The following is a 20,732-nucleotide window of genomic DNA, read 5'->3' as shown; positions in this document are numbered from 1 at the left end:
ACCTGGAAATATGACCGAAAAACTTGTCATCATCGGCAATGGCATGGCGCCCGGGCGCATGCTGGAGCACCTCTTCGAGCAGTCGCCGGGGCGCTATGAAGTTACGATCTTCAATGCCGAGCCGCGCGTCAATTACGACCGCATCATGCTGTCGCCGGTTCTCTCTGGAGAAAAGGACTACGAGCAGATCATCATTCACGGTGACGGCTGGTATATCAAGCACGGCATCATGCTCTACAAGGGCCACAAGATCGTCAACATCGATCGCGCCGCCAAGACCGTGACCTCCGACCACGGCGTCACCGAAAGCTACGACAAGCTGGTGATCGCAACCGGTTCCGTGCCTTTCATCATCCCTGTTCCCGGCAAGGATCTGCCCGGCGTCATCACCTATCGCGATCTCGACGACGTGCAGGCGATGCTGCTTGCCGCTCAGTCGCGCGAAAAGGCTGTCGTCATCGGCGGCGGTCTGCTTGGCCTGGAAGCAGCGGCCGGCCTTGCCCAGCGCGGCATGGACGTCACCGTGCTGCATGTCATGCCGACGCTGATGGAACGCCAGCTCGACCCGGCCGCCGGTTATCTGCTGCAGAAGGCGGTCGAGGACCGCGGCATCAAGGTCATCTGCAAGGCGAATACCAAGGCGATCGTCGGCAACGGCAAGGTCGAGGGCATCGAACTTGACGACGGCCGCATCATCCCGGCAACGCTGGTCGTGATGGCCGTCGGCATTCGTCCGAGTGTGGGCCTGGCGAAGGACGCCGGCATTGCGGTCAATCGCGGCATCGTCGTCGATGCCGGAATGCAGACCTCGGATGGCGATATTCTCGCGCTCGGCGAATGCGCCGAGGTGGGCGGCATGGTCTATGGCCTTGTTGCGCCGCTCTATGAAATGGCCCGTATCGCCGCCGCGCATCTCTCCGGCGATCGCTCGCCCGCCTTCGTTCACGCGGATACGCCGACCAAGCTCAAGGTCACCGGCATCGAGCTTTATTCCCTCGGCGATTTCGCCGACGGCGACGACCGCGAGGAGATCGTGCTACGCGATGCTTCGGCCGGCGTCTACAAGCGTCTGGTTCTGAAGGACAATAAGATCATCGGCACCGTGCTTTACGGTGAGACCGCCGATGGTGCCTGGTTCAATGACCTCAAGAAGAAGGCAACCGATATTTCGGAGATGCGCGAGACGCTGATCTTCGGACAGGCCTATCAGGGAGGGTCGCCGCTGGACCCTATGGCGGCCGTTGCAGCCTTGCCGGATGACGCGGAGATTTGTGGCTGCAACGGCGTATGCAAGGGCAAAATCACCTCGACGATTTCGGGCAAGGGGCTGACGTCGCTCGACGACGTGCGCGCGCACACGAAGGCATCCGCCTCGTGCGGCTCCTGTACCGGCCTCGTCGAGCAACTCATGGCGCTGACGCTCGGCGACAGCTACAACCCGGCTGCCGTCCAGCCGATGTGCACCTGCACCGAACTCGGCCATGACGATGTCCGCCGCCTGATCAAGGCCAAGGGTCTGAAGAGCATTCCTGCCGTCATGCAGGAGTTGGAGTGGAAGACTTCCTGCGGCTGCGCCAAATGTCGGCCGGCGCTCAACTATTACCTCGTCTGCGACTGGCCCGACGAATATGCCGACGACTACCAGTCGCGGTTCATCAATGAACGCGTGCACGCCAACATCCAGAAGGACGGCACCTACTCCGTCGTTCCGCGCATGTGGGGCGGCGTCACCAATGCGAACGAGCTGCGCGCCATCGCCGATGTCGTCGACAAGTTCGAAATCCCGATGGTGAAGGTCACCGGCGGCCAGCGCATCGACCTGCTCGGCATCGAAAAGGAAGACCTGCCCGCCGTCTGGGCCGACCTCGGCAAGGCCGGATTCGTCTCCGGCCAGGCTTATGCCAAGGGTCTGCGCACGGTGAAGACCTGCGTCGGCTCCGACTGGTGTCGCTTCGGCACGCAGGATTCCACCGGTCTCGGCATCCGGATCGAGAGGTTCATGTGGGGCTCCTGGACGCCGGCCAAACTGAAGATGGCGGTTTCCGGCTGCCCGCGCAACTGCGCGGAAGCAACCTGCAAGGACATCGGCGTGATCTGCGTGGATTCCGGTTTCGAGATCCATTTCGCCGGTGCAGCCGGTCTCGACATCAAGGGCACCGAGGTCCTTGGGCTTGTCCGGACCGAGGACGAGGCGCTGGAGCATATCGTGGCGCTGACGCAGATGTACCGCGAGCAGGCCCGCTATCTCGAGCGCATCTACAAATGGGCCAAGCGCGTCGGCCTGGAGGAAATCCGCCGCCAGATCATGGGCGATGCCGAAAAGCGCAAGGCCTATTACGAGCGCTTCGTCTTCAGCCAAAAATTTGCCCAGGTCGATCCCTGGTCGGAGCGTGTCTCCGGCAAGGACAAGCACGAGTTCAAGCCGATGGCGACGATCGGCTATCCGCAGGCTGCAGAATAAGGAGATGGATATGAACTGGATCGCAATCGGTGACATCTCCGACATCCCGCTGCGCGGCGCGCGCTGCGTGAGGACGCCTCAGGGCAAGATCGCCGTCTTCCGCACGGCCGAAAACGAGGTCTTCGCCATCGAGGACCACTGCCCGCACAAGGGCGGCCCGCTCTCCCAGGGCATCGTCCACGCCAAGTCGGTCACCTGCCCGCTGCACAACTGGGTGATCTCGCTCGAAACAGGCAAGGCGCTCGGCGCCGACGAGGGCGAGGTCCGGACGATACCGGTGCTGAACGAAGACGGCAGGCTGTTCATCGCCCTGGAAAGCCTGATGATGGCGGCGGAATAGATGGCGACTGAGGTCAAGACCACCTGTCCCTATTGCGGTGTCGGCTGCGGCGTTCTCGCCACGATCGACGAGGCCGGCGCAGTCAGCGTTAAAGGAGATCCCGAGCATCCGTCGAATTTCGGCCGGCTCTGCTCGAAGGGTTCTGCCCTTGCCGAGACCATCGATCTCGACGGCCGGCTTCTCCATCCGGAGATCGGAGGCGAACTGAGCGGCTGGGACGAGGCGCTTGATCTGGTCGCCCGGCGTTTTTCTGAAACGATTGCCGAACACGGGCCTGACTCCGTTGCCTTCTACGTCTCGGGCCAGTTGCTGACCGAGGATTACTACGTCGCCAACAAGCTGATGAAGGGCTTCATCGGCTCCGGTAATATCGACACCAATTCAAGGCTCTGCATGTCCTCTTCCGTGGCGGGGCATCGCCGCGCCTTCGGCGCCGATACGGTGCCCGGGACCTACGAGGATATCGAGCTTGCGGATCTGGTGGTCCTGACCGGATCCAACCTTGCCTGGTGTCATCCCGTCATCTACCAGCGGCTTGCCGCCGTAAAGACGGCGCGGCCAAACATGCGGATCGTCGTCATCGATCCGCGCCGGACGATGACCTGCGACATCGCCGACCTGCACCTCGCCATCCGCCCTGATGGCGACGTCGCGCTGTTCATGGGACTGCTTGCCCATCTCGCGACAAGTCCGGCCATCGACCAGAATTATATCGCCGCCCATACCGAAGGTTTCGCCGAGGCTTTTGCGGAGGCCGCCGCGCTTGATATCAACGATCTCCTGGAACGGACCGGCCTGCCGACCATGCAGATCAGGGAATTCTTCCGCCTGTTCGAGACGACGCCGAAGGTGGTGACCTGCTACAGCCAGGGCGTCAATCAATCCTCCTCGGGCACCGACAAGGTCAATGCGATCCTCAACTGCCACCTGGCGACCGGCCGCATCGGCCGCCCCGGCATGGGACCGTTCTCGCTGACCGGCCAGCCGAACGCCATGGGCGGGCGCGAGGTCGGCGGTCTCGCCAATATGCTTGCCGCCCATATGGCGATCGAGAATGCCGAAGATCGGGATCGCGTGCAGCGCTTCTGGAACTCGCCTGTCATCGCCGCAAAGCCCGGCCTGAAGGCGGTCGACATGTTCCGTGCCGTGGCCGACGGCCGCATCAAGGCGCTCTGGATCATGGCGACCAATCCTGTCGTCTCGATGCCGGATGCCGACAGCGTCGAAAGTGCGATCGCCGGCTGTCCCTTCGTCGTCGTGTCGGACATCCTCAAAGAGACGGATACGACCCGGCACGCAGATGTGCTTCTGCCCTCACTCGGCTGGGGCGAGAAGGATGGCACCGTCACCAATTCCGAACGGCGCATTTCAAGGCAACGGCCGTTTCTCGACATCCCCGGCGATGCAAGGGCCGACTGGTGGCAGCTTGCAGAAGTCGGACGCCGCATGGGATTTGCTGCCGCCTTCGATTTTGATGCGCCGGACGCAATCTTTGCGGAGCACGCCGCGCTTTCCGCCTTCGAAAATAACGGCAGCCGCGATTTCGACATCGGCGCGCGCGCCGGCATGAGCAGCGGCGCCTACGATGAACTGTCGCCCTTCCAGTGGCCGCAGGCGGCGGGGACAGAACCGAGCACCACCCGCTTCTTCGCCGAGGGCGGTTTCTTCCATCCCGATGGCAAGGCACGCTTCATCGCGGTCAAACCGCCCGCAACCGATCGCACCAATGCCGAATACCCCTTCACCCTGAATACCGGGCGCATCCGCGACCAGTGGCATACGATGACGCGAACCGGAAAGAGCGCACGGCTTTCCGCCCATATCGCCGAACCTTTTGCCGAGATCCATCCGCGCGACGCGATCGAGACCGGTATATCAAGCGCGGGCCTCGTCGAGATCGACAGCCCGCACGGCAAGGCAATCGTCAGGGCGCTGGTCACCGATCGCCAGGCACGCGGCGGCGTCTTTGCGCCGATGCACTGGAACGACCAGTTTGCTGCAAGAGCGCGGATCGACGCCGTGGTCGCACCGATCACCGATCCTGTTTCCGGTCAGCCGGCATCGAAGAACGTTGCCGTCGCCGTCCGGCCGTTCCGCGCCACCCATTACGGCTTCGCCGTCTCCGCCACAAAACCCGCCACGCCTGACGCCGCCTATTGGGCGCTGGCAAAAGCCGCCGGCGGCTGGCGGCTGGAGCTTGCTTTCGGCGAGAACGTCGAAGACTGGACGGCCTGGTGCCGCGCGGCTTTCGCCATTCCGGCAGAGATCGAACCGCTTGGTTATGCCGACCGGCAATCCGGCGACCTTAGGCTCGCCTTCTTCGATGGCGAGGTCCTGCTTGCGGCGCTGTTTCTGGCACGCGAGCCCGTCGCTGTCGCGCGCAACTGGGCGATCTCACAGCTTTCAGCCTCGCATGGCGACCTCAGGAAACGCTTTGCGCTTGTTGCGGGTCGTCCCGGAGCCGGCAGGCCGGATCCGGGCGCCACCGTCTGCTCCTGCTTCAGTGTCGGGGTCAACCAGATCGCGGCTGCCGTGCGCGGCGGATGTCACAGCGTCGAGGCGGTCGGCAAGGAAACCAGCGCTGGAACCAATTGCGGCTCCTGCCGCAGCGAAATCGGCAGCATCATCGATCGCTGTCTTGCAGCAGCCGCGGAGTGAACCGAGCAAAGGCAAGCAGGACGCGGCGGAGCGCTGTCAGGCCGCGTTCGGGACGATAAGCATCCTGTGATCGGGGGAGATGCGGACCGAGATCTCGTCATAGGATGAAAGGGTCGGGTGCGGTGTCTCCATCTTGCTTTGATGCGTTGACGTGATGACCATGACATCGGCACCCGCCGCCTCGCCGGCGGTAATGCCGGCTGCGACATCCTCGAACACCAGGCAATCCTGGGTGCTGACGCCGAGGCGCTCGGCGCCGAGAATATAACATTGCGGGTCGGGTTTTCCGACCTTAACGTCCTCCGCCGTCACCATGAATCTCGGCACCGGCAAGCCTGCTGCCTCCAGTCGCCGGTGAGCAAGGCGCAACGGCGAGGAGGTGACGATCGCCCAGCGATCCGGGGGCAATGAACTCAGAAAGGTCGCGGCGCCGGGAATGGCAATGACATCGCTGACATCGGCGATTTCGGCCTCGGTCACCAGCTTCGATTCATGTTCGGGATCGACTCCCGGCAGGTTCAGCCGGGTGATCGTGTCAATGCCGCGCGATCCATGCATCTTCGGCAAAAAGGTGGCGACATCGAGCCCATGGCGCCTTGCCCAGTCACTCCAAACACGCTCGGCCGCGCGGATCGAATTGAGGATGGTGCCGTCCATATCGAACAGGAAGGCGGCATAGGGCTTCTCGAAGCCGCGGGGCATCGGCATAGACAAAAGGCTGATCCTTCAGGGAAAGAGTCGAACGGTGGTCGCTATCGCGATGAAACGGCAAATCATTGCGTTTTGCAAGCTTTCGGGAGGATGGCGGTGACGCCTCCCAACCGCCTTCGCCTAGAAGGCCGCAGTACCGGAGGTGACGATCAAGTCGCAGGAAAGCCGGAGGCCAATCGGGTCGTGGCAGAGGTCATCGGCACCATCGGCGAGTTCCAGTCCGGCTGAAGCATCGGCGCGCAGGTAGGCTTGCGTAGTCGGATCGACGCGCACGGGAGCGGCGGTCCAGAGTGAGGGACGGCTGACGTCGATTGCCGAAATTTTAGCCTTGTCATTCCTGACGGCGTAGGAGGCGACCGCCATGCCACTCAGCGTCAAGGTGAGTGCAAGTACGATCTGGAGACCGAGATCTGCGGCTTCGCGAAAAGAAACGAACATAGCGGCCTCATGCCACGGTTTTTTAGTATCTCCGCATGCAAGTAGGACATGCGCCGGCGCCGATCCAGCGCCATCGCCTGTTAAGGTTTACGCATAACCATGCCGGGTACGCGGCTAGGCTTGAATGCAGGTTTTCGGCAAATTTCGGAACAATGATTCCATCAGGCAGTTACCCTTGGGTCATCCAAGTTGAAAATCCAAGGAGGATATCCCATGTCCAAATCTCTTATCGCCGCTTCGCTGCTGGCGATCGTCATGGCATCGTCAGCCTTTGCCCAATCGAACCCCGATCCAATCGGGCCGACGAATGGCGGCTCGACTGATCCGAATTCGGGTACCTACTCATCCGATTACACCAACGATGACAACGGCATTCGTCCGGTACCCGTCTCGCCGGTCGATCCGACGATGACAGAGAGCATCGGCCAGCCGAGCACAATGGAATGCCCCGGCATGCCGCAACAGATGTCCGGCGTCGACACGCGCGGCGGCCAGAGCGGCGCATCGATCAGCGAAGCCTGCCGCGAATACGACAACTAAAGCGCGTCGCGATCTTTCAGATTCGCTCCTTGCGCTTTAGGTCTTTGTTTTTCCGCATGTCGTTATCGCAAAACCGCTGCACACTTTTGCGCGACATGCTTTAAGCGACAGACTGCCGCTCTCAGAAAAGGCCGGTTCACGCCGGCCTTTTTTATGTCGAAGGCCATGAAAGCTTTTTCCGCCGGATGAAACTTTTGATCCGTGTGTTCAGTACATCCGTAGCAGGTTGAAAAGAACACGAACGGAACGGCTTCATTGGCAAAGGACACGGCAAAACCTGTTATCCTCTGGTTTCGCAAGGATTTGCGCCTTGACGACAACCGGGCTCTCGATGCCGCCCATCGCTCCGGACGGCCGATCATCCCCCTCTATATAAGCGAGCCGGAGGCATCAGGCACCGGTCCGCTGGGCGCTGCGCAGGCCTGGTGGCTGCATCATTCGCTGGAAGCGCTCGACAGGTCGCTGCGTGAGCGGCAAGCGCGGCTGGTGCTGGCAAGCGGCGAAGCGCTCGAGGTGCTCTGCACCTTCATCAGGGAGAGCGGTGCCGAAGCCGTCTTTTGGAACCGGCGCTACGATCCATCCGGAATCTCCATCGACGCCCATATCAAGCACGAACTGGAAAAGCAGGCGATCGAGGCAAGAAGCTTCGGCGGCCAGTTGCTGCACGAACCTTCCCGGCTGATGACCGGCAACGGCACGCCCTACCGCGTCTACACGCCATTCTGGCGCGCGCTGGAGGGCGGCGGCGAACCGGAGCAACCGCTGGAGGCGCCGGCAAAACTTCGGATTGCGTCGCAACTTCCGAAATCAGAAGCGCTGGAAAGCTGGAAGCTGCTCCCGACGAAACCGGACTGGGCGGTCCATTTTACGGATCTCTGGACGCCCGGCGAAGATGGCGCGCATGAGAAGCTGCGTGCCTTCATCGAAGACGCGCTCGACGGCTACAAGGAAAACCGAGACTATCCTGCTAGACCCGCGACCTCGCTGCTATCGCCACACCTGGCGTTCGGCGAGATCTCCCCTGCCTGCATCTGGGATGCCACACGCGGCCTGTCGAAACGGGTGGCAGCGGCCGATGTCGTGCATTTTCGCAAGGAGATCGCCTGGCGCGAATTCTCCTATCACCTGCTCTTCCACTTCCCGCGTCTTGCCTCGAACAACTGGAACGATCGCTTCGACGGCTTCGAATGGCGCAACGACGACGACGATTTCAAGGTGTGGTGCCGCGGTATGACCGGCTATCCGATCGTCGATGCCGGCATGCGCCAGCTCTGGCGCCATGGCTGGATGCACAATCGCGTGCGCATGATCGTCGCCTCCTTCCTCATCAAGGATCTGATGATCGACTGGCGTCGGGGCGAAGCCTGGTTCCGGGATACGCTTGTTGATGCCGATCCCGCCAACAACGCCGCAAGCTGGCAATGGGTGGCAGGCTCGGGAGCCGATGCCTCGCCATTTTTCCGCATCTTCAATCCGGTGCTGCAGGGCGAAAAATTCGATCCCGACGGCGACTATGTCAGGACCTATGTGCCGGAGCTTCGAGAGCTCGGGGCAAAATACATCCACCGTCCGTTCGAGGCGCCGAAGAGCATGCTCGACGAGGCCGGCATCACCCTTGGCCAAACCTATCCGAAACCGATCGTCGATCACGCGAGCGCCCGCAACCGGGCGCTCGCCGCTTACAACGCAATAAGGGATGCCGCATGAACGCACATTTCCGTCCCGTTCCACGCCGGCTGAAGATCGCCGTCATCGGCTCCGGCATCTCGGGCGCCTCCGCGGCTTGGGCGTTAAACCCAGTGCACGACGTTACGCTTTATGAAAGCCAGGCGCGGGCCGGAGGCCATACAGCGACGATCGATGTGGATTACGATGGGGTTCAAATTGCGGTCGATACCGGCTTTATCGTCTATAACGAGTTGAATTACCCAAATCTGACGGCGCTATTTGCCGAGCTCGGCATCGCGACGCATGCAAGCGATATGAGCTTTTCGCTCTCGCTCGATCGCGGCCGGCTGGAATGGAGCGGCGGCGGGCTGTCCTCGATCTTTGCGCAAAAGCGCAACCTGCTGCGGCCATCGTTTCTATGGATGATCCGTGAGATCCTGCGCTTCAACCGCAGCTGCCTCGAAGATCGCGCCGCCGGCCATCTCGCCTCGCGGTCGATCGGCGATTATCTCGACTGGCGCGGCTTCTCGCCCGGTTTCACCAACAACTATCTCGTGCCGATGGCGGCGGCGATCTGGTCGACACCATCAGCCCGCATGCTGCAGTTTCCCGCCGAGCATTTCGTCAATTTCTTCGACAATCACCGGCTGATCTATCGCCGGCAGCACCAGTGGCGCACAGTGACAGGCGGCAGCCGCACCTATCTCGACCGGCTGCTTCGGCCGCTCGGCGAACGCGTGAAGCTCTCCTGCGGCGTGCGCGGGGTCATCCGCTCCGAGCGCGGTGTGACGATCATCGACGAAACGGGCAGCGAACACCCGTTCGACAAGGTAATCTTCGCCTGCCACAGCGATCAGACTGCCCGCCTGCTCGTCGATGCCACCGATCGGGAAAGCAGGCTGTTTGCTGCCATTCCCTACCAGCCGAACCGCGTCGTCCTTCATCGCGACCAATCGCTGATGCCGCAGCGGCGCAAGGTTTGGGCCTCGTGGAACTATCTGCGCTCCAGCCATGAAGATGGAAAGGCCGACGTCGCCGTGAGCTACTGGATGAACCGGCTGCAGGGCATCGACGAGAAATTCCCGCTATTCGTGACCCTCAATCCCGACCGCGAGCCGGACCCCCGTAAAGTGTTTGCCGAATTCACCTATGAACATCCGCAATTCTCGGCGGAAGCGATAGGCGCGCAACAAGCGCTCGCGACTATTCAAGGACAGAATAATTGCCATTTCGCGGGTGCCTGGACGGGCTACGGATTCCACGAGGATGGTCTCGTTTCCGGTCTGGCGGCGGCGGAGGCCCTAGGCGGGATCATACCCTGGCGAACTGTCCGAACCTCGTGGGAACCCCAACCGGATGCGGCGGCATGACAGGGCGCGGCGAAAAACGTGGCATGAACGCGGTAGCCAACGGTGCCCCACCGAATGCCGCGGTAGCGCTCTATGTCGGCGAGATCATGCATCAACGGATAAAGCCGTTCGGCCATCGCTTCCGCTACCGCGTCTTCTCGCTGCTTGTCGATCTCGACAGGCTGGACGAGGCCCGCGGGCTATCGATGCTGTTTTCCGTCAATGGGCTCAATCTCGTCTCGTTTCACGAGAGGGACCATGCAAAAACCGGGGACACGTCGCTGCGCGCCTATGCCGACCGGCTGCTCGCCGAGGCGGGGCTCGACCGCGCGGAGAGGATCCTGCTCGTCTGCTATCCCCGAATTCTCGGCTATGTCTTCAATCCGCTTTCCGTCTATCACGCCTATGATGCCGGTGGCACAGTCGTCGCGATGATCTACGAAGTGCGCAATACTTTCGGCGAGCGGCACAGCTATATCTGTCCGGTCGGCCATGGGGAGATGTCGGAAAGCGGGCTTCGCCAGAGCTGCGACAAGCTCTTCCATGTCTCGCCCTTCATCGGTATGGCGGCGCGTTATCATTTCCGCATGCTGCCGCCCGGTGCCGAAATCCGCTGGCGCATCCTGGAAAACGACAACGAAGGCCCGCTTCTCTCGGCGACATTTTCCGGACGGCAGGTGCCATTGACCAGCGCCTCGCTGCTGGGCTTGACGGCGCGCATCCCCTTCCTCACCTTGAAGATCATCGCCGGCATCCATTGGGAAGCGCTGAAATTGTGGCTGAAGGGCGCGCGCTACGTCAGGCGTCCGGCGCCTCCGCCTGAAGTCAGCATCCGGCAACCCCGCCCGCTTGCGGACGCGGCGGAATGACATTAGAGCGCCGCGCGTCTTTTCAGACGCGCAAAGGACGCTGTAACGCTTTGAACTGCTGCATAATTTTATCCGCAAATCGGTTCCGATTTACGGAATTATGCAGTAGCCTTCGGTGCAATAGCCGGGGGTCGGTCGAGCGCATCGTCGCGGATGTATAAGCATCTCTAACCGGCAAGAGAATAGTGGAGGAGGAGAGATGAGCAAGGCGCAGGACTGGAATCTACTGGCCCGCGACGCGGTGACGCTGACGGGGGAAAACATATCTCGCCTGGTGAAGGGTCTGCCCTTCAAGGCGAAGTTGGCGTTGCGCGGGCTTCTGCGGATGCAGCACGGCTCGCTTGCCGTTACTCTCCCCGACGGTCGCAGGCTGCTGGTGGAGGGCAAGCAGCCCGGGCCGAAGGCGGCGCTCAGCCTCAACAACTGGAATCTTGCCTATCGGGCGCTGACGAGCGGCACGATCGGGGTCGCCGAAACCTATATGGACGGCGATTGGGACAGCCCGGACATCGCCGCCTTCCTCGAACTCTTCCTCGTCAACGGCGAGGCCGCGCACAGTTATGCCAATGGCAAGGGCGGCCTTGGCCGCCTCTTTGAGCGCCTCCGCCATTGGATGAACACCAATACCAAGACGGGCTCGAAGCGCAACATTTCCGCCCATTACGATCTCGGTAACGATTTCTACAAGGAATGGCTCGATCCGAGCATGACCTATTCCTCAGCGCTCTATTCCACGGGCGCCAACGATCTTCAATCGGCCCAGAACGCCAAATACCGGGCGCTCGCCGAGGCAACCGGCATCGAGCCTGGCGATCACGTGCTGGAGATCGGTTGCGGTTGGGGCGGTTTTGCCGAATTTGCCGCAAGTGAGCTGAACTGCAAGGTGACCGGGCTGACGATCAGCCGCGAGCAGCTCGCCTTTGCCCAAGAACGTATCCACAAGGCCGGCCTCGACGACCGCGTGGAATTCCGCTTCCAGGATTACCGCGATGAAGCAGGGCTCTATGACCGGATCGTCTCCATCGAGATGTTCGAAGCGGTCGGCGAGAAATACTGGCCGTCCTATTTCTCCAAACTCAGGCAATGTCTGAAGCCGGGCGGCAAGGCTGGCCTGCAGATCATCACGATCAAGGATGAGTCCTTCGACCAATATCGCAGCAACCCCGACTTCATCCAGAAATACGTCTTTCCCGGCGGCATGCTGCCGACGCGCAACCATCTGGCCGAACTTGCCGGCAAGGTCGATCTGTCGCTGGTCAAGGATTTCGGCTTCGGGCTCGATTACGCCCGCACGCTTGCCGAATGGCGCGAGCGTTTCTGGTCGGTCTGGGAACGCATCCGCCCGATGGGCTTCGACGAGCGTTTCAAGCGGCTCTGGGAATTCTATCTGTTCTATTGCGAGGCCGGCTTTCGCGCCCGCAATATCGATGTGCGCCAGGTCGTGTTCTCGCGCCGTTGATCATTCGGCCGCATGCGGTGTCACCGGATGGTGACCCGCTAATGACGGCCGCTCCCGCCAACCGGTCACGCGGTTCACCAGCGTGAAATAAGCGCCATAGGGGAGCAGGCGCGCGAGCTTCAGCATCGTGGTGAAGCGCTTCGGGAACGTGATCTCGAAAGCCTGCGATTTCAACCCGGCGGCAATCTCCCGGGCGGCCTCCTCGACCGATACCAGAGCCGGCATCGGAAAGGCATTCTTCCTCGTCGCCGGCGTATCGACGAAGCCCGGACAGACGAGCTGGATGCGGATGCCCATCTTGTCGAGATCGAATTTCAGGCTTTCGGCCATATTGATCAGCGCTGCCTTGGTGGCGCCATAGGCAGCCCCCGTCGGCAGGCCACCATAGCCGGTGACGGAGGAGACGATGGCGATCTGTCCCTGCCCTTTCGCCTTCATATGGCGGATCGCCGGCAGCAGGCAGTTGATGACGCCGGAGAGGTTGACGGCAAAGCTCTTCTCGAAATCGGTGCGGTTCAGATCCTCGGCATGAACAGGCAGGTAGACGCCGGCATTGAGGATCGCCATGGCGAGCGTGCCGTGCTCATATTCGATGGAAGCCATGACATGCTCCATGTCCTCGGCATCGGTGACGTCACCGTCGAGCACAATGATACTGCCCGAAAGGCCATTGGCCTCGGCTTGCAGTTCGACCAGCTTTTCGTGGCTTCTGGCGGTGACGGCGACCTTGTATCCTTCGCCGGCGAGCTTCAGTGCAAGCGCCCGGCCGATGCCTGAACTTGCGCCCGAAATCCAGACGATTCCATGTTCGGGAAGGGCAATGAAGTCACGCATGACATGTTCCTCCGGGCTGCCTGATCAATGCGAAAACAGGTCCGGAAGTTCCTCGACCCCTCCGGATTTACGGCTCTATCACACCATTGTGGCTGCTTTCAGCCGATCAGGTCGCCGATCATCTGACGAAAGGATCCGGTGAGCTTGACCGGTCCATCCGAGACGGCAAAGGCGACGCAAGGCCTGTCCTTTTCGGCGACCGGCCGGTGGTCGACCGTCTCGTCGGCAATGGAGATGTCGCCGGGACCGAAACGGCCGCGTTCATCTTTGAAAGCGCCGTCGAGAATGAGGATCAGTTCCACACCTTTGTGGGTGTGCGCCGGCAAGGCGCGGCCCGGCCGGATCCACATCAGGCTGACCTCGCAGCCGTCCATGTCGAGCGAATATTCCCTGAAGCCCGGCAACCGCCGGCGCCAAGGCACATCCTCGGCCTCGAAGCCCAAGAGAGAGCGCAACGCTTGAGGAAACAGCGCATTTTCCGGCCGCGTGGTCGTCTGCGGCGCCTTGACCGGAGACGCAGAAGAAAAGATCGCCGCAAGCCGCCCGTCGCGATCGGCAATGGCTGCTTCAGGCACGCCTTCCAAGGCCTCCCCGGCCAGCAGCTCGAGGCTGTTCACCAGGCTGCGATTATCCGGTTTCATTTCGAGATGAGACTGCACCAGCACACGCGCCGGCTCAGGCAAGGAGCCGGCGACATAAAGCGCCATCAATGCATCGATCGTGTCGATCTGCTCGTGAACCATGTCGGTTTCGGTCACGCCCTGTTGCCGCGCTCCGTTTTCGCTTTGTCGTCATCCGTACGGGGAAAGTCAATCTTCGGATCACCCCTCATACCGCGGGATTGCCGGCCATGCGTCATTTCGGGGGAGGAAAGCAAATTTTATCGTGTCCGCCAGAGGCGTGGAATAGCATTTCTTGCCAACTCAGCCTTGTGAAGGGAAAAGACCGTTCCTAAAGTAAGAGTTCGAATAGAGGCAGATTCCATGACCTTCCACCCCTCCGTCCTCGAAGCCATCGGCAACACGCCCCTGATCAAACTCAAGGGTGCCTCCGAGGCGACCGGCTGCACCATTCTCGGCAAGGCGGAGTTCCTGAACCCCGGCCAGTCGGTGAAGGATCGCGCCGCGCTCTACATCATCCGCGACGCAGAGCGGAAGGGATTGCTTCGTCCGGGCGGCGTCATCGTCGAGGGTACGGCCGGCAATACCGGTATCGGCCTGACGCTGGTCGCCAAGGCGCTTGGTTATCGCACCGTCATCGTCATCCCGGAAACGCAGAGCCAGGAAAAGAAGGACGCGCTGAAGCTGCTCGGCGCCGAACTCGTCGAAGTGCCCGCCGTTGCCTACAAGAACCCGAACAACTACGTGAAGGTATCCGGGCGGCTCGCAGAGCAGCTGGCGAAGACCGAGCCAAACGGGGCGATCTGGGCAAATCAGTTCGACAACGTCGCCAACCGTCAGGCGCATATCGAAACAACGGCAAAAGAAATCTGGAAAGACACCGACGGTAAGGTCGACGGCTTCATCTGCTCGGTCGGCTCCGGCGGCACGCTGGCAGGCGTAGCGGCCGGCCTCAAGGCTTTCAAGTCTGACGTCAAGATCGGCATCGCCGATCCCGATGGCGCCGCTCTCTATGAATTCTACCAGAACGGCGCGCTGAAATCCGAGGGGTCCTCGATCACCGAGGGCATCGGCCAGGGCCGCATCACCGCCAATCTCGAGGGTTTCACGCCTGACTATGCCTATCGGATCCCGGATGCCGAAGCGCTTCCCTATCTCTTCGACCTCGTCGAGAACGAGGGCCTCTGCCTCGGCGGCTCGACAGCGATCAACATTGCCGGCGCGGTCAATCTCGCACGGGATCTCGGACCTGGTCACACGGTGGTGACGATCCTCTGCGATTACGGCAACCGCTATCAGTCAAAACTCTTCAACCCGGATTTCCTGACGTCGAAGGGACTGCCCGTTCCGGGCTGGATGGCCAAGTCGCCCTATATCCGCGTTCCCTACGAGCCCGTGTGAGACCCCATGCCCGTCAATGCCCTTTATCGTGACGACTTCTATCTCTCGACGTGCGAGGCGGTCGTCACCGCCGTTCACGAAGACGGGGGCATCGAACTGGACCAGACCTGCTTCTATGCGACATCAGGCGGCCAGCCCGGCGACACCGGAGAGTTCGAGCGTGCCGACGGCAGCAAGATCGCGCTCGGCCAGACGAAACATGGTCCGAGCAAGGATGTCATCATCCATGTGCCGCTCGAAGGTGCGCCGCGGCCTGTCGTCGGCGAGACGCTGGTGCTGCATGTCGACTGGCCGCGCCGCTACAGGCTGATGCGCATGCACACGGCCTGCCATCTGCTTTCCGTCGTCTGCTCCTATCCGATCACCGGGGCCGCCGTCGGCGAGGAGGAAAGCCGCGTCGACTTCGACATGGCAGAGACGATCGACAAGGACGCGGTGACGGCCAAGCTGATGGAACTGGTCGAGCAGAACCATCCGGTCACTCTGCAATGGATCACCGACGAGGAGCTTGTGGCCAATCCCGATATCGTCAAATCGAAAAACGTCCGCCCGCCGATTGGGCTCGGGCGCGTCAGCCTCGTCTGCATCGGCGAGAACTCCTCGATTGACAGCCAACCCTGCGGCGGCACACATGTTTCCGAGACTCAGGAAGTCGGCCGGATCCATATCGCCAAAATCGAGAAGAAGGGCAAAGAGAACCGGCGCTTCCGCATCCGCTTCGGCACGCCCGGCGACGAAGCCTGACCATCAAGGGAGATCATCATGAGTGAGACCAAGAGCCGTTTCGTCGTTTCGGCCGACTGGCTGCAGTCCGAACTCGGGAAAGCTGACCTGCGTGTGCTGGACGCCTCCTTCTATCTGCCGGCGCAGAAGCGCGATGCCGATGCCGAATATGCAGCCGGCCATATTCCCGGCGCCATCCGCTTCGATCAGGACAAGATCGCCGACCATTCGACGTCGCTGCCGCACACGGTCCCTTCGCCCGATTATTTCGCCGCCGAAGTCGGCCGGCTCGGCATCAGCGAGAATGATCGGATCGTTGTCTACGACGGTATCGGCCTGTTCGCCTCGCCGCGCGTCTGGTGGCTGTTCCGGGTAATGGGCGCGAAAAATGTCTTCGTGCTCGATGGCGGTCTCGACGGCTGGAAGGCCGAGGGTCGTCCGCTGGAAACCACGGCACCCAATCATGCGCCGGCGACCTTCACGCCGAATTTCGACGAAAGCCGCGTGGTGACGCTCAATACGATGCGCGACGTCGTCTCCAGCGGCGCGATGCAGATCGCCGATGCCCGCAGCGCCGGCCGCTTCGCCGCCGCCGAACCCGAACCGCGCGTCGGCATGCGCTCCGGCCATATGCCGGGCGCCCGCAGCCTGCCCTCCGGCGTCTTCGCCAGCCAGGGCCGTTTCAAATCGCTGCCCGAACTCAAGCAGACGATCGAGGATGCCGGCATCGATTTGTCCAAGCCTGTCGTCACCTCCTGCGGCTCGGGAATCACCGCCGCCATCATCACGCTGGCGCTGGAATCGCTCGGCCATCACGACAACAAGCTTTATGACGGCTCTTGGAGCGAATGGGGCAGCCGTGACGATACACCCATCGTCACCGGTCCGCCGACGCCGGTCAAAGTCTGATCGCCATGGGAAAGGCACCCGCTTCGCTGAAAGCTCACATCACCCGGCTCGAAATGACGGCGCCGCCAAAGGCAAGCATGCCGGTGCCCGTCAATATCCAGACGGCGATCATGCGCACTCCCGAGATCCCATTGCCGTTCTACCGCTATCTCTACCGGCAGGTCGGTGCGCGCTGGCAATGGGTGGACCGGTTGCGCATGAGCGACGAGCAGCTTGCCGAGACGCTGAACGACAAGCGCAACAATATCAGCGTTCTCTATGTGAACGGCGCGCCCGCCGGCTTCTACGAATATTTCTGCGAAGACGAGGATATGATCGAGCTCAGCCATTTCGGCCTGATCGAACATGCGCTCGGTCTCGGCATCGGCAAATGGTTCCTGCTGCAGGCGCTCTATGCCATCTGGTCGCTCAATCCAAAGCGGGTCACCACCACCACCAACAACCTCGACCATCCGCGTGCGCTGCAGCTCTACCAGATGTACGGCTTCTCCCCCGTCTCGACCGGCACCGGCATCGTCCGGCCGCTCAGCGACAAGGAGCTTCTGGAGATTGCGCGGAAAAGCTGACGATTCTTTCCCGACGCAAGTCGAGGCGACTAACGCCGCGTCAGGCTGTTCGGGCGGCGCGGATCGTTGCGGCGCTCGAAATCGAGCGTGCGGCCCGACTGTTCCTTCAGTTCCGCCACTTCCCGGCGCAGAGCCCTGAGCTCTTCCAGTATTTCCGCATTCTGTTGCGCCAGCAGCGCGAGATCGACGTCGGGCATCGGCTTCTCCTTTTCGTCATGTAGTTTTGCGGAATTCGATAGCAAATGCCAGCCATGTCGGCTTAGCCAAAAGCCGACATTCACGCTGAGCGGAAATCACTTAACGCGCAGGGGACTGTCGCCGTACCGGCGGCCGGTGATCAGCCATGCGCGCGAATCGAATTGAATTCCGTGGGGTGTCTGGTGCGCCTCCAGCATGTCGAGCAGCCGCGCCCGTATTTCGGCTGTCGTGGCGGGACGATCGAGGGCGTTCTTCACATTTTCAAATGTCTGAATCGTCGCCAATGCAGTCTCGGGATCCGGACCGTAGAACACAGGCTCGTTGATTTCACGAAACTCGATGGCAGTGAACCCTGCCGTTTCGAGCAGTCCGGACGTTACCGAGGGTTCGCTTAGCGAAAAGGCTTTGCCGGCCGCGGCCGGACCGGTTGAATCCAGATCAAGCGCCTCATGTATAGCGGTCGCCCACTCATTGTGGTCTCGGCCCTGCCAGACCATGAAAATGAAACGTCCACCCGGGCGCAGGGCGTTGGCGATGTTGGCGAAAGCCACCGCCGGATCGGCGAAGAACATGACGCCAAATCGGCTGATGCAAAGGTCGAATTCCGCATCTCCGAAGACATGGTACTGTGCATCCGCCACTTCGAACGTGGCATTGAGTAATCCCTCCTCGGCGCTGCGCCGGCGGGCAATCTCCAGCATCGTGACGGACAGGTCTATCCCGTGCGCTCGTCCTGTTTCAGCGGCGCGAGCGGCGTCACGTGTGGTTTGTCCGGCACCGCAACCGATATCGAGCACACAATCAGACGGCCCGACCGCGGCGGCGACCCGAAAATGCGCGTTATGGCGAGCAAGCTCGGCATCATAGAAGTCCGCGAAGTTCAATGCTGCTTCTTCAGCCATCAGCTGTCCCTCCAAACCGAAATTCGTGAGGGCCGCCAGCCAGCGCACCCTCTCAAAACCGAGCAGTGGCCCGACCATGTGCCACCCGATCGTGTACCACGGTATGAAGACGCCCAATACACCCGGCGCATTCCCGCAGTGTCTGAGGTTACGAGGAGGTGGGGCGCGCGCTTTGCGAAAGAAGCATACTCCGCGTTTCACTCGATCGCCCAATGCCTGCGGTGCGCAAGAATCGGGTGGCTTGCACACTCGTCCGGGTGCACTTCATGGCAATCACAAAGGAGATCTGCCATGACCGCCATTCGTTTTGTCGCCATGCCAACGACCGACGCCGAACTCCTCTGGAACGGCGGCCGCGACGCCTATGACAGGCTGCCCGAGACGATCGTTTCCGATGGTCCCGGTCATCCCTGCCGCCATTGCCTCGAAAATATCGATGCGGGCGAGGAGTTGCTGGTCTTCGCCTACCGGCCCTTCCCCAAGCTGCAGCCCTATGCCGAAACCGGCCCGATCTTCCTGCACAAGCAGCGTTGCGCACGCTATACCGCCGAAGAAATCATGCCGCCGGTGCTGACGACGAGCCGTGACTTCATCGTCCGCGGCTATAGCGAGAACGACCGCATCGTCTACGGCACCGGCGCGGTGACTGAGATCGGCGATATTCCAGCCTATGGCGAAGAACTGCTGAGACGATCTGATATCGCCTATGTGCATGTGCGTTCAGCTCGCAACAACTGCTTCCAATGCCGGATCGACAAGGTAAAGGCGCCGGCCGTTGCTGAGACCGGCGCCTGACCTGGAGTCAGCGAGCTTACGCTACGTTCAGTACGCTCTCCGGCGCAAAGGCTTCGTAGCCCAGCGCGTCGGCGACGGGCTTACTGGTAATGCGGCCCTTATGCACGTTGAGGCCGTTCCTCAGATGCTTGTCTTCGGCAATAGCGCGAAGGCCGCGATCGGCAAGCGCCAGGCCATGAACCAATGTGGCATTGTTCAGCGCGTGCGCCGAGGTGACCGGCACGGCGCCTGGCATGTTGGCGACGCAATAATGCACGACGCCGTCGACTTCGTAAGTCGGATCGGAATGGGTCGTCGCATGCGAGGTCTCGAAGCAGCCGCCCTGGTCGATGGCGACGTCGACGATGACGGAGCCCTTCTTCATGCCGGAGAGCATCTCGCGGGTAACGAGCTTCGGAGCGGCAGCGCCCGGGATCAGCACGGCGCCGATAATGAGATCGGCCGAGAAGACTTCCTCCTCCAACGCCTGGATGCTGGAATAACGGGTGTGGATGCGGCCGGCGAAGATATCGTCAAGCTGGCGCAAGCGCGGCAGCGACTTGTCAAGGATGCTGACATCGGCGCCAAGGCCGGCGGCCATCCTGGCCGCATGCAGGCCGACGACGCCGCCGCCGATGACTGCGACCTTGGCCGGCAGCACGCCGGGCACGCCGCCAAGCAGGACGCCGAGGCCGCCATTGGCCTTCTGCAGGGCGGTCGCTCCTGCCTGGATCGACAGGCGACCGGCGACCTCCGACATCGGCGCCAGCAACGGCAGGCCGCCGCGCTCGTCGGTCACCGTCTCATAGGCGATCGCGGTGACGCCGGAGGCGATGAGGCCTTTGGTCTGTTCGGGATCCGGCGCCAGATGCAGATAGGTGTAGAGAAGCTGACCGTCGCGGAGCTGCGCCCATTCGGCAGGCTGCGGCTCCTTCACCTTGACGATCATGTCGCACTTTTCGAAGATATCCTTGGCGGAGGCGGCGATCTTGGCGCCAGCCGCGGCATAAGCGGCATCATCAGCGCCGATACCGACGCCTGCCTTGGTCTCCACCCAGACCTCGTGGCCGTGGGCAACATATTCGCGCACCGAAGCCGGCGTCAGGCCGACGCGATATTCATGATTCTTGATTTCCTTCGGGCAACCGACACGCATGCGCGTTCCTCTCAATTTTATCTCCGCGGCAGCGGATTTTTTCAGATGAGGAATCCAACCATCAAGACAGTGAAATGTCCTTGCAAAGACGATTTGCGAAGACGCGATTTTTCGACGATTATTGCAATCTTCCTATGTTTTTTCGAAGGTTCTTCG

At 61.5% G+C, this 20,732-nt stretch carries 20 protein-coding genes; 13 read left to right on the top strand and 7 right to left on the bottom strand.

Annotation, left to right across the window (positions count from 1 at the left end; genetic code table 11):
- Positions 1-10 precede the first annotated feature (10 nt).
- From nirB to RLCC275e_RS07960, 3 genes are read left to right on the top strand one after another with little or no spacing between them, the layout of a single operon-like run.
- Positions 11-2,461, top strand: a complete 2,451-nt coding sequence (gene nirB / locus RLCC275e_RS07970) for a nitrite reductase large subunit NirB (protein ID WP_033179872.1) — start codon at positions 11-13, stop codon at positions 2,459-2,461.
- 4 nt (positions 2,462-2,465) lie between these two features.
- Positions 2,466-2,801 (top strand): nitrite reductase small subunit NirD, encoded by a 336-nt coding sequence (nirD, locus tag RLCC275e_RS07965; protein WP_033179871.1) that lies wholly within the window; start codon positions 2,466-2,468, stop codon positions 2,799-2,801.
- Positions 2,802-5,459, top strand: a complete 2,658-nt coding sequence (locus RLCC275e_RS07960; RefSeq protein ID WP_033179870.1) for a nitrate reductase — start codon at positions 2,802-2,804, stop codon at positions 5,457-5,459.
- A gap of 36 nt (positions 5,460-5,495) precedes the next feature.
- On the opposite strand, the gene RLCC275e_RS07955 is transcribed toward RLCC275e_RS07960, so the two are convergent.
- Both RLCC275e_RS07955 and RLCC275e_RS07950 read right to left on the bottom strand, forming a co-directional pair.
- The gene (locus tag RLCC275e_RS07955) at positions 5,496-6,173 is read right to left on the bottom strand and encodes an HAD family hydrolase (protein ID WP_033179869.1); all 678 of its coding nucleotides are present in this window, start codon (positions 6,171-6,173) and stop codon (positions 5,496-5,498) included.
- Positions 6,174-6,290: 117 nt separating this feature from the next.
- The gene (locus RLCC275e_RS07950; RefSeq protein ID WP_033179868.1) at positions 6,291-6,608 is read right to left on the bottom strand and encodes a hypothetical protein; all 318 of its coding nucleotides are present in this window, start codon (positions 6,606-6,608) and stop codon (positions 6,291-6,293) included.
- Between the two features lie 213 nt (positions 6,609-6,821).
- Here RLCC275e_RS07950 and RLCC275e_RS07945 point away from each other — a divergent pair, with 213 nt between their 5' ends.
- From RLCC275e_RS07945 to RLCC275e_RS07925, 5 genes are all read left to right on the top strand, one after another.
- A complete protein-coding gene (locus RLCC275e_RS07945; RefSeq protein ID WP_033179867.1) occupies positions 6,822-7,148 on the top strand; it encodes a hypothetical protein in 327 nt (108 codons plus the stop codon).
- A gap of 255 nt (positions 7,149-7,403) precedes the next feature.
- Positions 7,404-8,855, top strand: a complete 1,452-nt coding sequence (locus RLCC275e_RS07940; RefSeq protein ID WP_130707539.1) for a cryptochrome/photolyase family protein — start codon at positions 7,404-7,406, stop codon at positions 8,853-8,855.
- Positions 8,852-10,186, top strand: coding sequence for an NAD(P)/FAD-dependent oxidoreductase (locus tag RLCC275e_RS07935; RefSeq protein WP_033179866.1), 1,335 nt, complete (start codon positions 8,852-8,854; stop codon positions 10,184-10,186). Before RLCC275e_RS07940 ends, RLCC275e_RS07935 begins: the two co-directional genes overlap by 4 nt.
- A complete protein-coding gene (locus RLCC275e_RS07930) occupies positions 10,183-11,034 on the top strand; it encodes a DUF1365 domain-containing protein (RefSeq protein WP_033179865.1) in 852 nt (283 codons plus the stop codon). The genes RLCC275e_RS07935 and RLCC275e_RS07930 overlap by 4 nt, the downstream gene beginning before the upstream one ends.
- A 199-nt stretch (positions 11,035-11,233) precedes the next feature.
- Positions 11,234-12,493, top strand: a complete 1,260-nt coding sequence (locus RLCC275e_RS07925; RefSeq protein WP_033179864.1) for an SAM-dependent methyltransferase — start codon at positions 11,234-11,236, stop codon at positions 12,491-12,493.
- Here RLCC275e_RS07925 and RLCC275e_RS07920 read toward each other — a convergent pair whose 3' ends face one another.
- Both RLCC275e_RS07920 and RLCC275e_RS07915 read right to left on the bottom strand, forming a co-directional pair.
- A complete protein-coding gene (locus RLCC275e_RS07920; protein WP_033179863.1) occupies positions 12,494-13,327 on the bottom strand; it encodes an SDR family NAD(P)-dependent oxidoreductase in 834 nt (277 codons plus the stop codon).
- 98 nt (positions 13,328-13,425) lie between these two features.
- Entirely contained in the window at positions 13,426-14,085 is a 660-nt protein-coding gene (locus tag RLCC275e_RS07915; RefSeq protein WP_171816885.1) for a ChrR family anti-sigma-E factor, read from the bottom strand.
- A gap of 225 nt (positions 14,086-14,310) precedes the next feature.
- On the opposite strand from RLCC275e_RS07915, the gene RLCC275e_RS07910 reads away from it, so the two are divergent.
- The 4 genes from RLCC275e_RS07910 to RLCC275e_RS07895 are packed head-to-tail and all read left to right on the top strand — an operon-like array spanning position 14,311 to position 17,546.
- Positions 14,311-15,348, top strand: a complete 1,038-nt coding sequence (locus RLCC275e_RS07910; RefSeq protein ID WP_033179862.1) for a cysteine synthase A — start codon at positions 14,311-14,313, stop codon at positions 15,346-15,348.
- Positions 15,349-15,354: 6 nt separating this feature from the next.
- Positions 15,355-16,092: an alanyl-tRNA editing protein gene (locus RLCC275e_RS07905; protein ID WP_033179861.1), complete on the top strand. Its 738-nt coding sequence runs from the start codon at positions 15,355-15,357 to the stop codon at positions 16,090-16,092.
- An 18-nt stretch (positions 16,093-16,110) separates the two neighbouring features.
- Positions 16,111-16,980 carry a 3-mercaptopyruvate sulfurtransferase gene (gene sseA, locus RLCC275e_RS07900; RefSeq protein ID WP_033179860.1) on the top strand — a complete coding sequence of 290 codons (870 nt, stop codon included), beginning with the start codon at positions 16,111-16,113 and terminating at the stop codon, positions 16,978-16,980.
- A 5-nt stretch (positions 16,981-16,985) separates the two neighbouring features.
- Entirely contained in the window at positions 16,986-17,546 is a 561-nt protein-coding gene (locus tag RLCC275e_RS07895; protein WP_011651594.1) for a GNAT family N-acetyltransferase, read from the top strand.
- Between the two features lie 29 nt (positions 17,547-17,575).
- Here the strand turns inward: RLCC275e_RS07895 and RLCC275e_RS07890 are convergent, their stop codons facing one another.
- Together RLCC275e_RS07890 and RLCC275e_RS07885 are read right to left on the bottom strand one after the other, a co-directional pair.
- The gene (locus RLCC275e_RS07890; RefSeq protein WP_165402020.1) at positions 17,576-17,743 is read right to left on the bottom strand and encodes a hypothetical protein; all 168 of its coding nucleotides are present in this window, start codon (positions 17,741-17,743) and stop codon (positions 17,576-17,578) included.
- Between the two features lie 96 nt (positions 17,744-17,839).
- Positions 17,840-18,649 carry a class I SAM-dependent methyltransferase gene (locus tag RLCC275e_RS07885; RefSeq protein ID WP_130670283.1) on the bottom strand — a complete coding sequence of 270 codons (810 nt, stop codon included), beginning with the start codon at positions 18,647-18,649 and terminating at the stop codon, positions 17,840-17,842.
- A 288-nt stretch (positions 18,650-18,937) separates the two neighbouring features.
- Here RLCC275e_RS07885 and RLCC275e_RS07880 point away from each other — a divergent pair, with 288 nt between their 5' ends.
- Positions 18,938-19,441 (top strand): DUF1203 domain-containing protein, encoded by a 504-nt coding sequence (locus RLCC275e_RS07880; protein ID WP_033179859.1) that lies wholly within the window; start codon positions 18,938-18,940, stop codon positions 19,439-19,441.
- 16 nt (positions 19,442-19,457) lie between these two features.
- Here the strand turns inward: RLCC275e_RS07880 and ald are convergent, their stop codons facing one another.
- Entirely contained in the window at positions 19,458-20,576 is a 1,119-nt protein-coding gene (ald, locus tag RLCC275e_RS07875) for an alanine dehydrogenase (RefSeq protein WP_020049625.1), read from the bottom strand.
- Positions 20,577-20,732 lie beyond the last annotated feature (156 nt).

The organism is Rhizobium brockwellii, assembly GCF_000769405.2.
GTDB classification, from domain to species: domain Bacteria; phylum Pseudomonadota; class Alphaproteobacteria; order Rhizobiales; family Rhizobiaceae; genus Rhizobium; species Rhizobium brockwellii.
The sequence above is the reverse complement of the archived record's forward strand: the minus strand, read 5'-3'. Positions and strand labels throughout refer to the sequence as shown.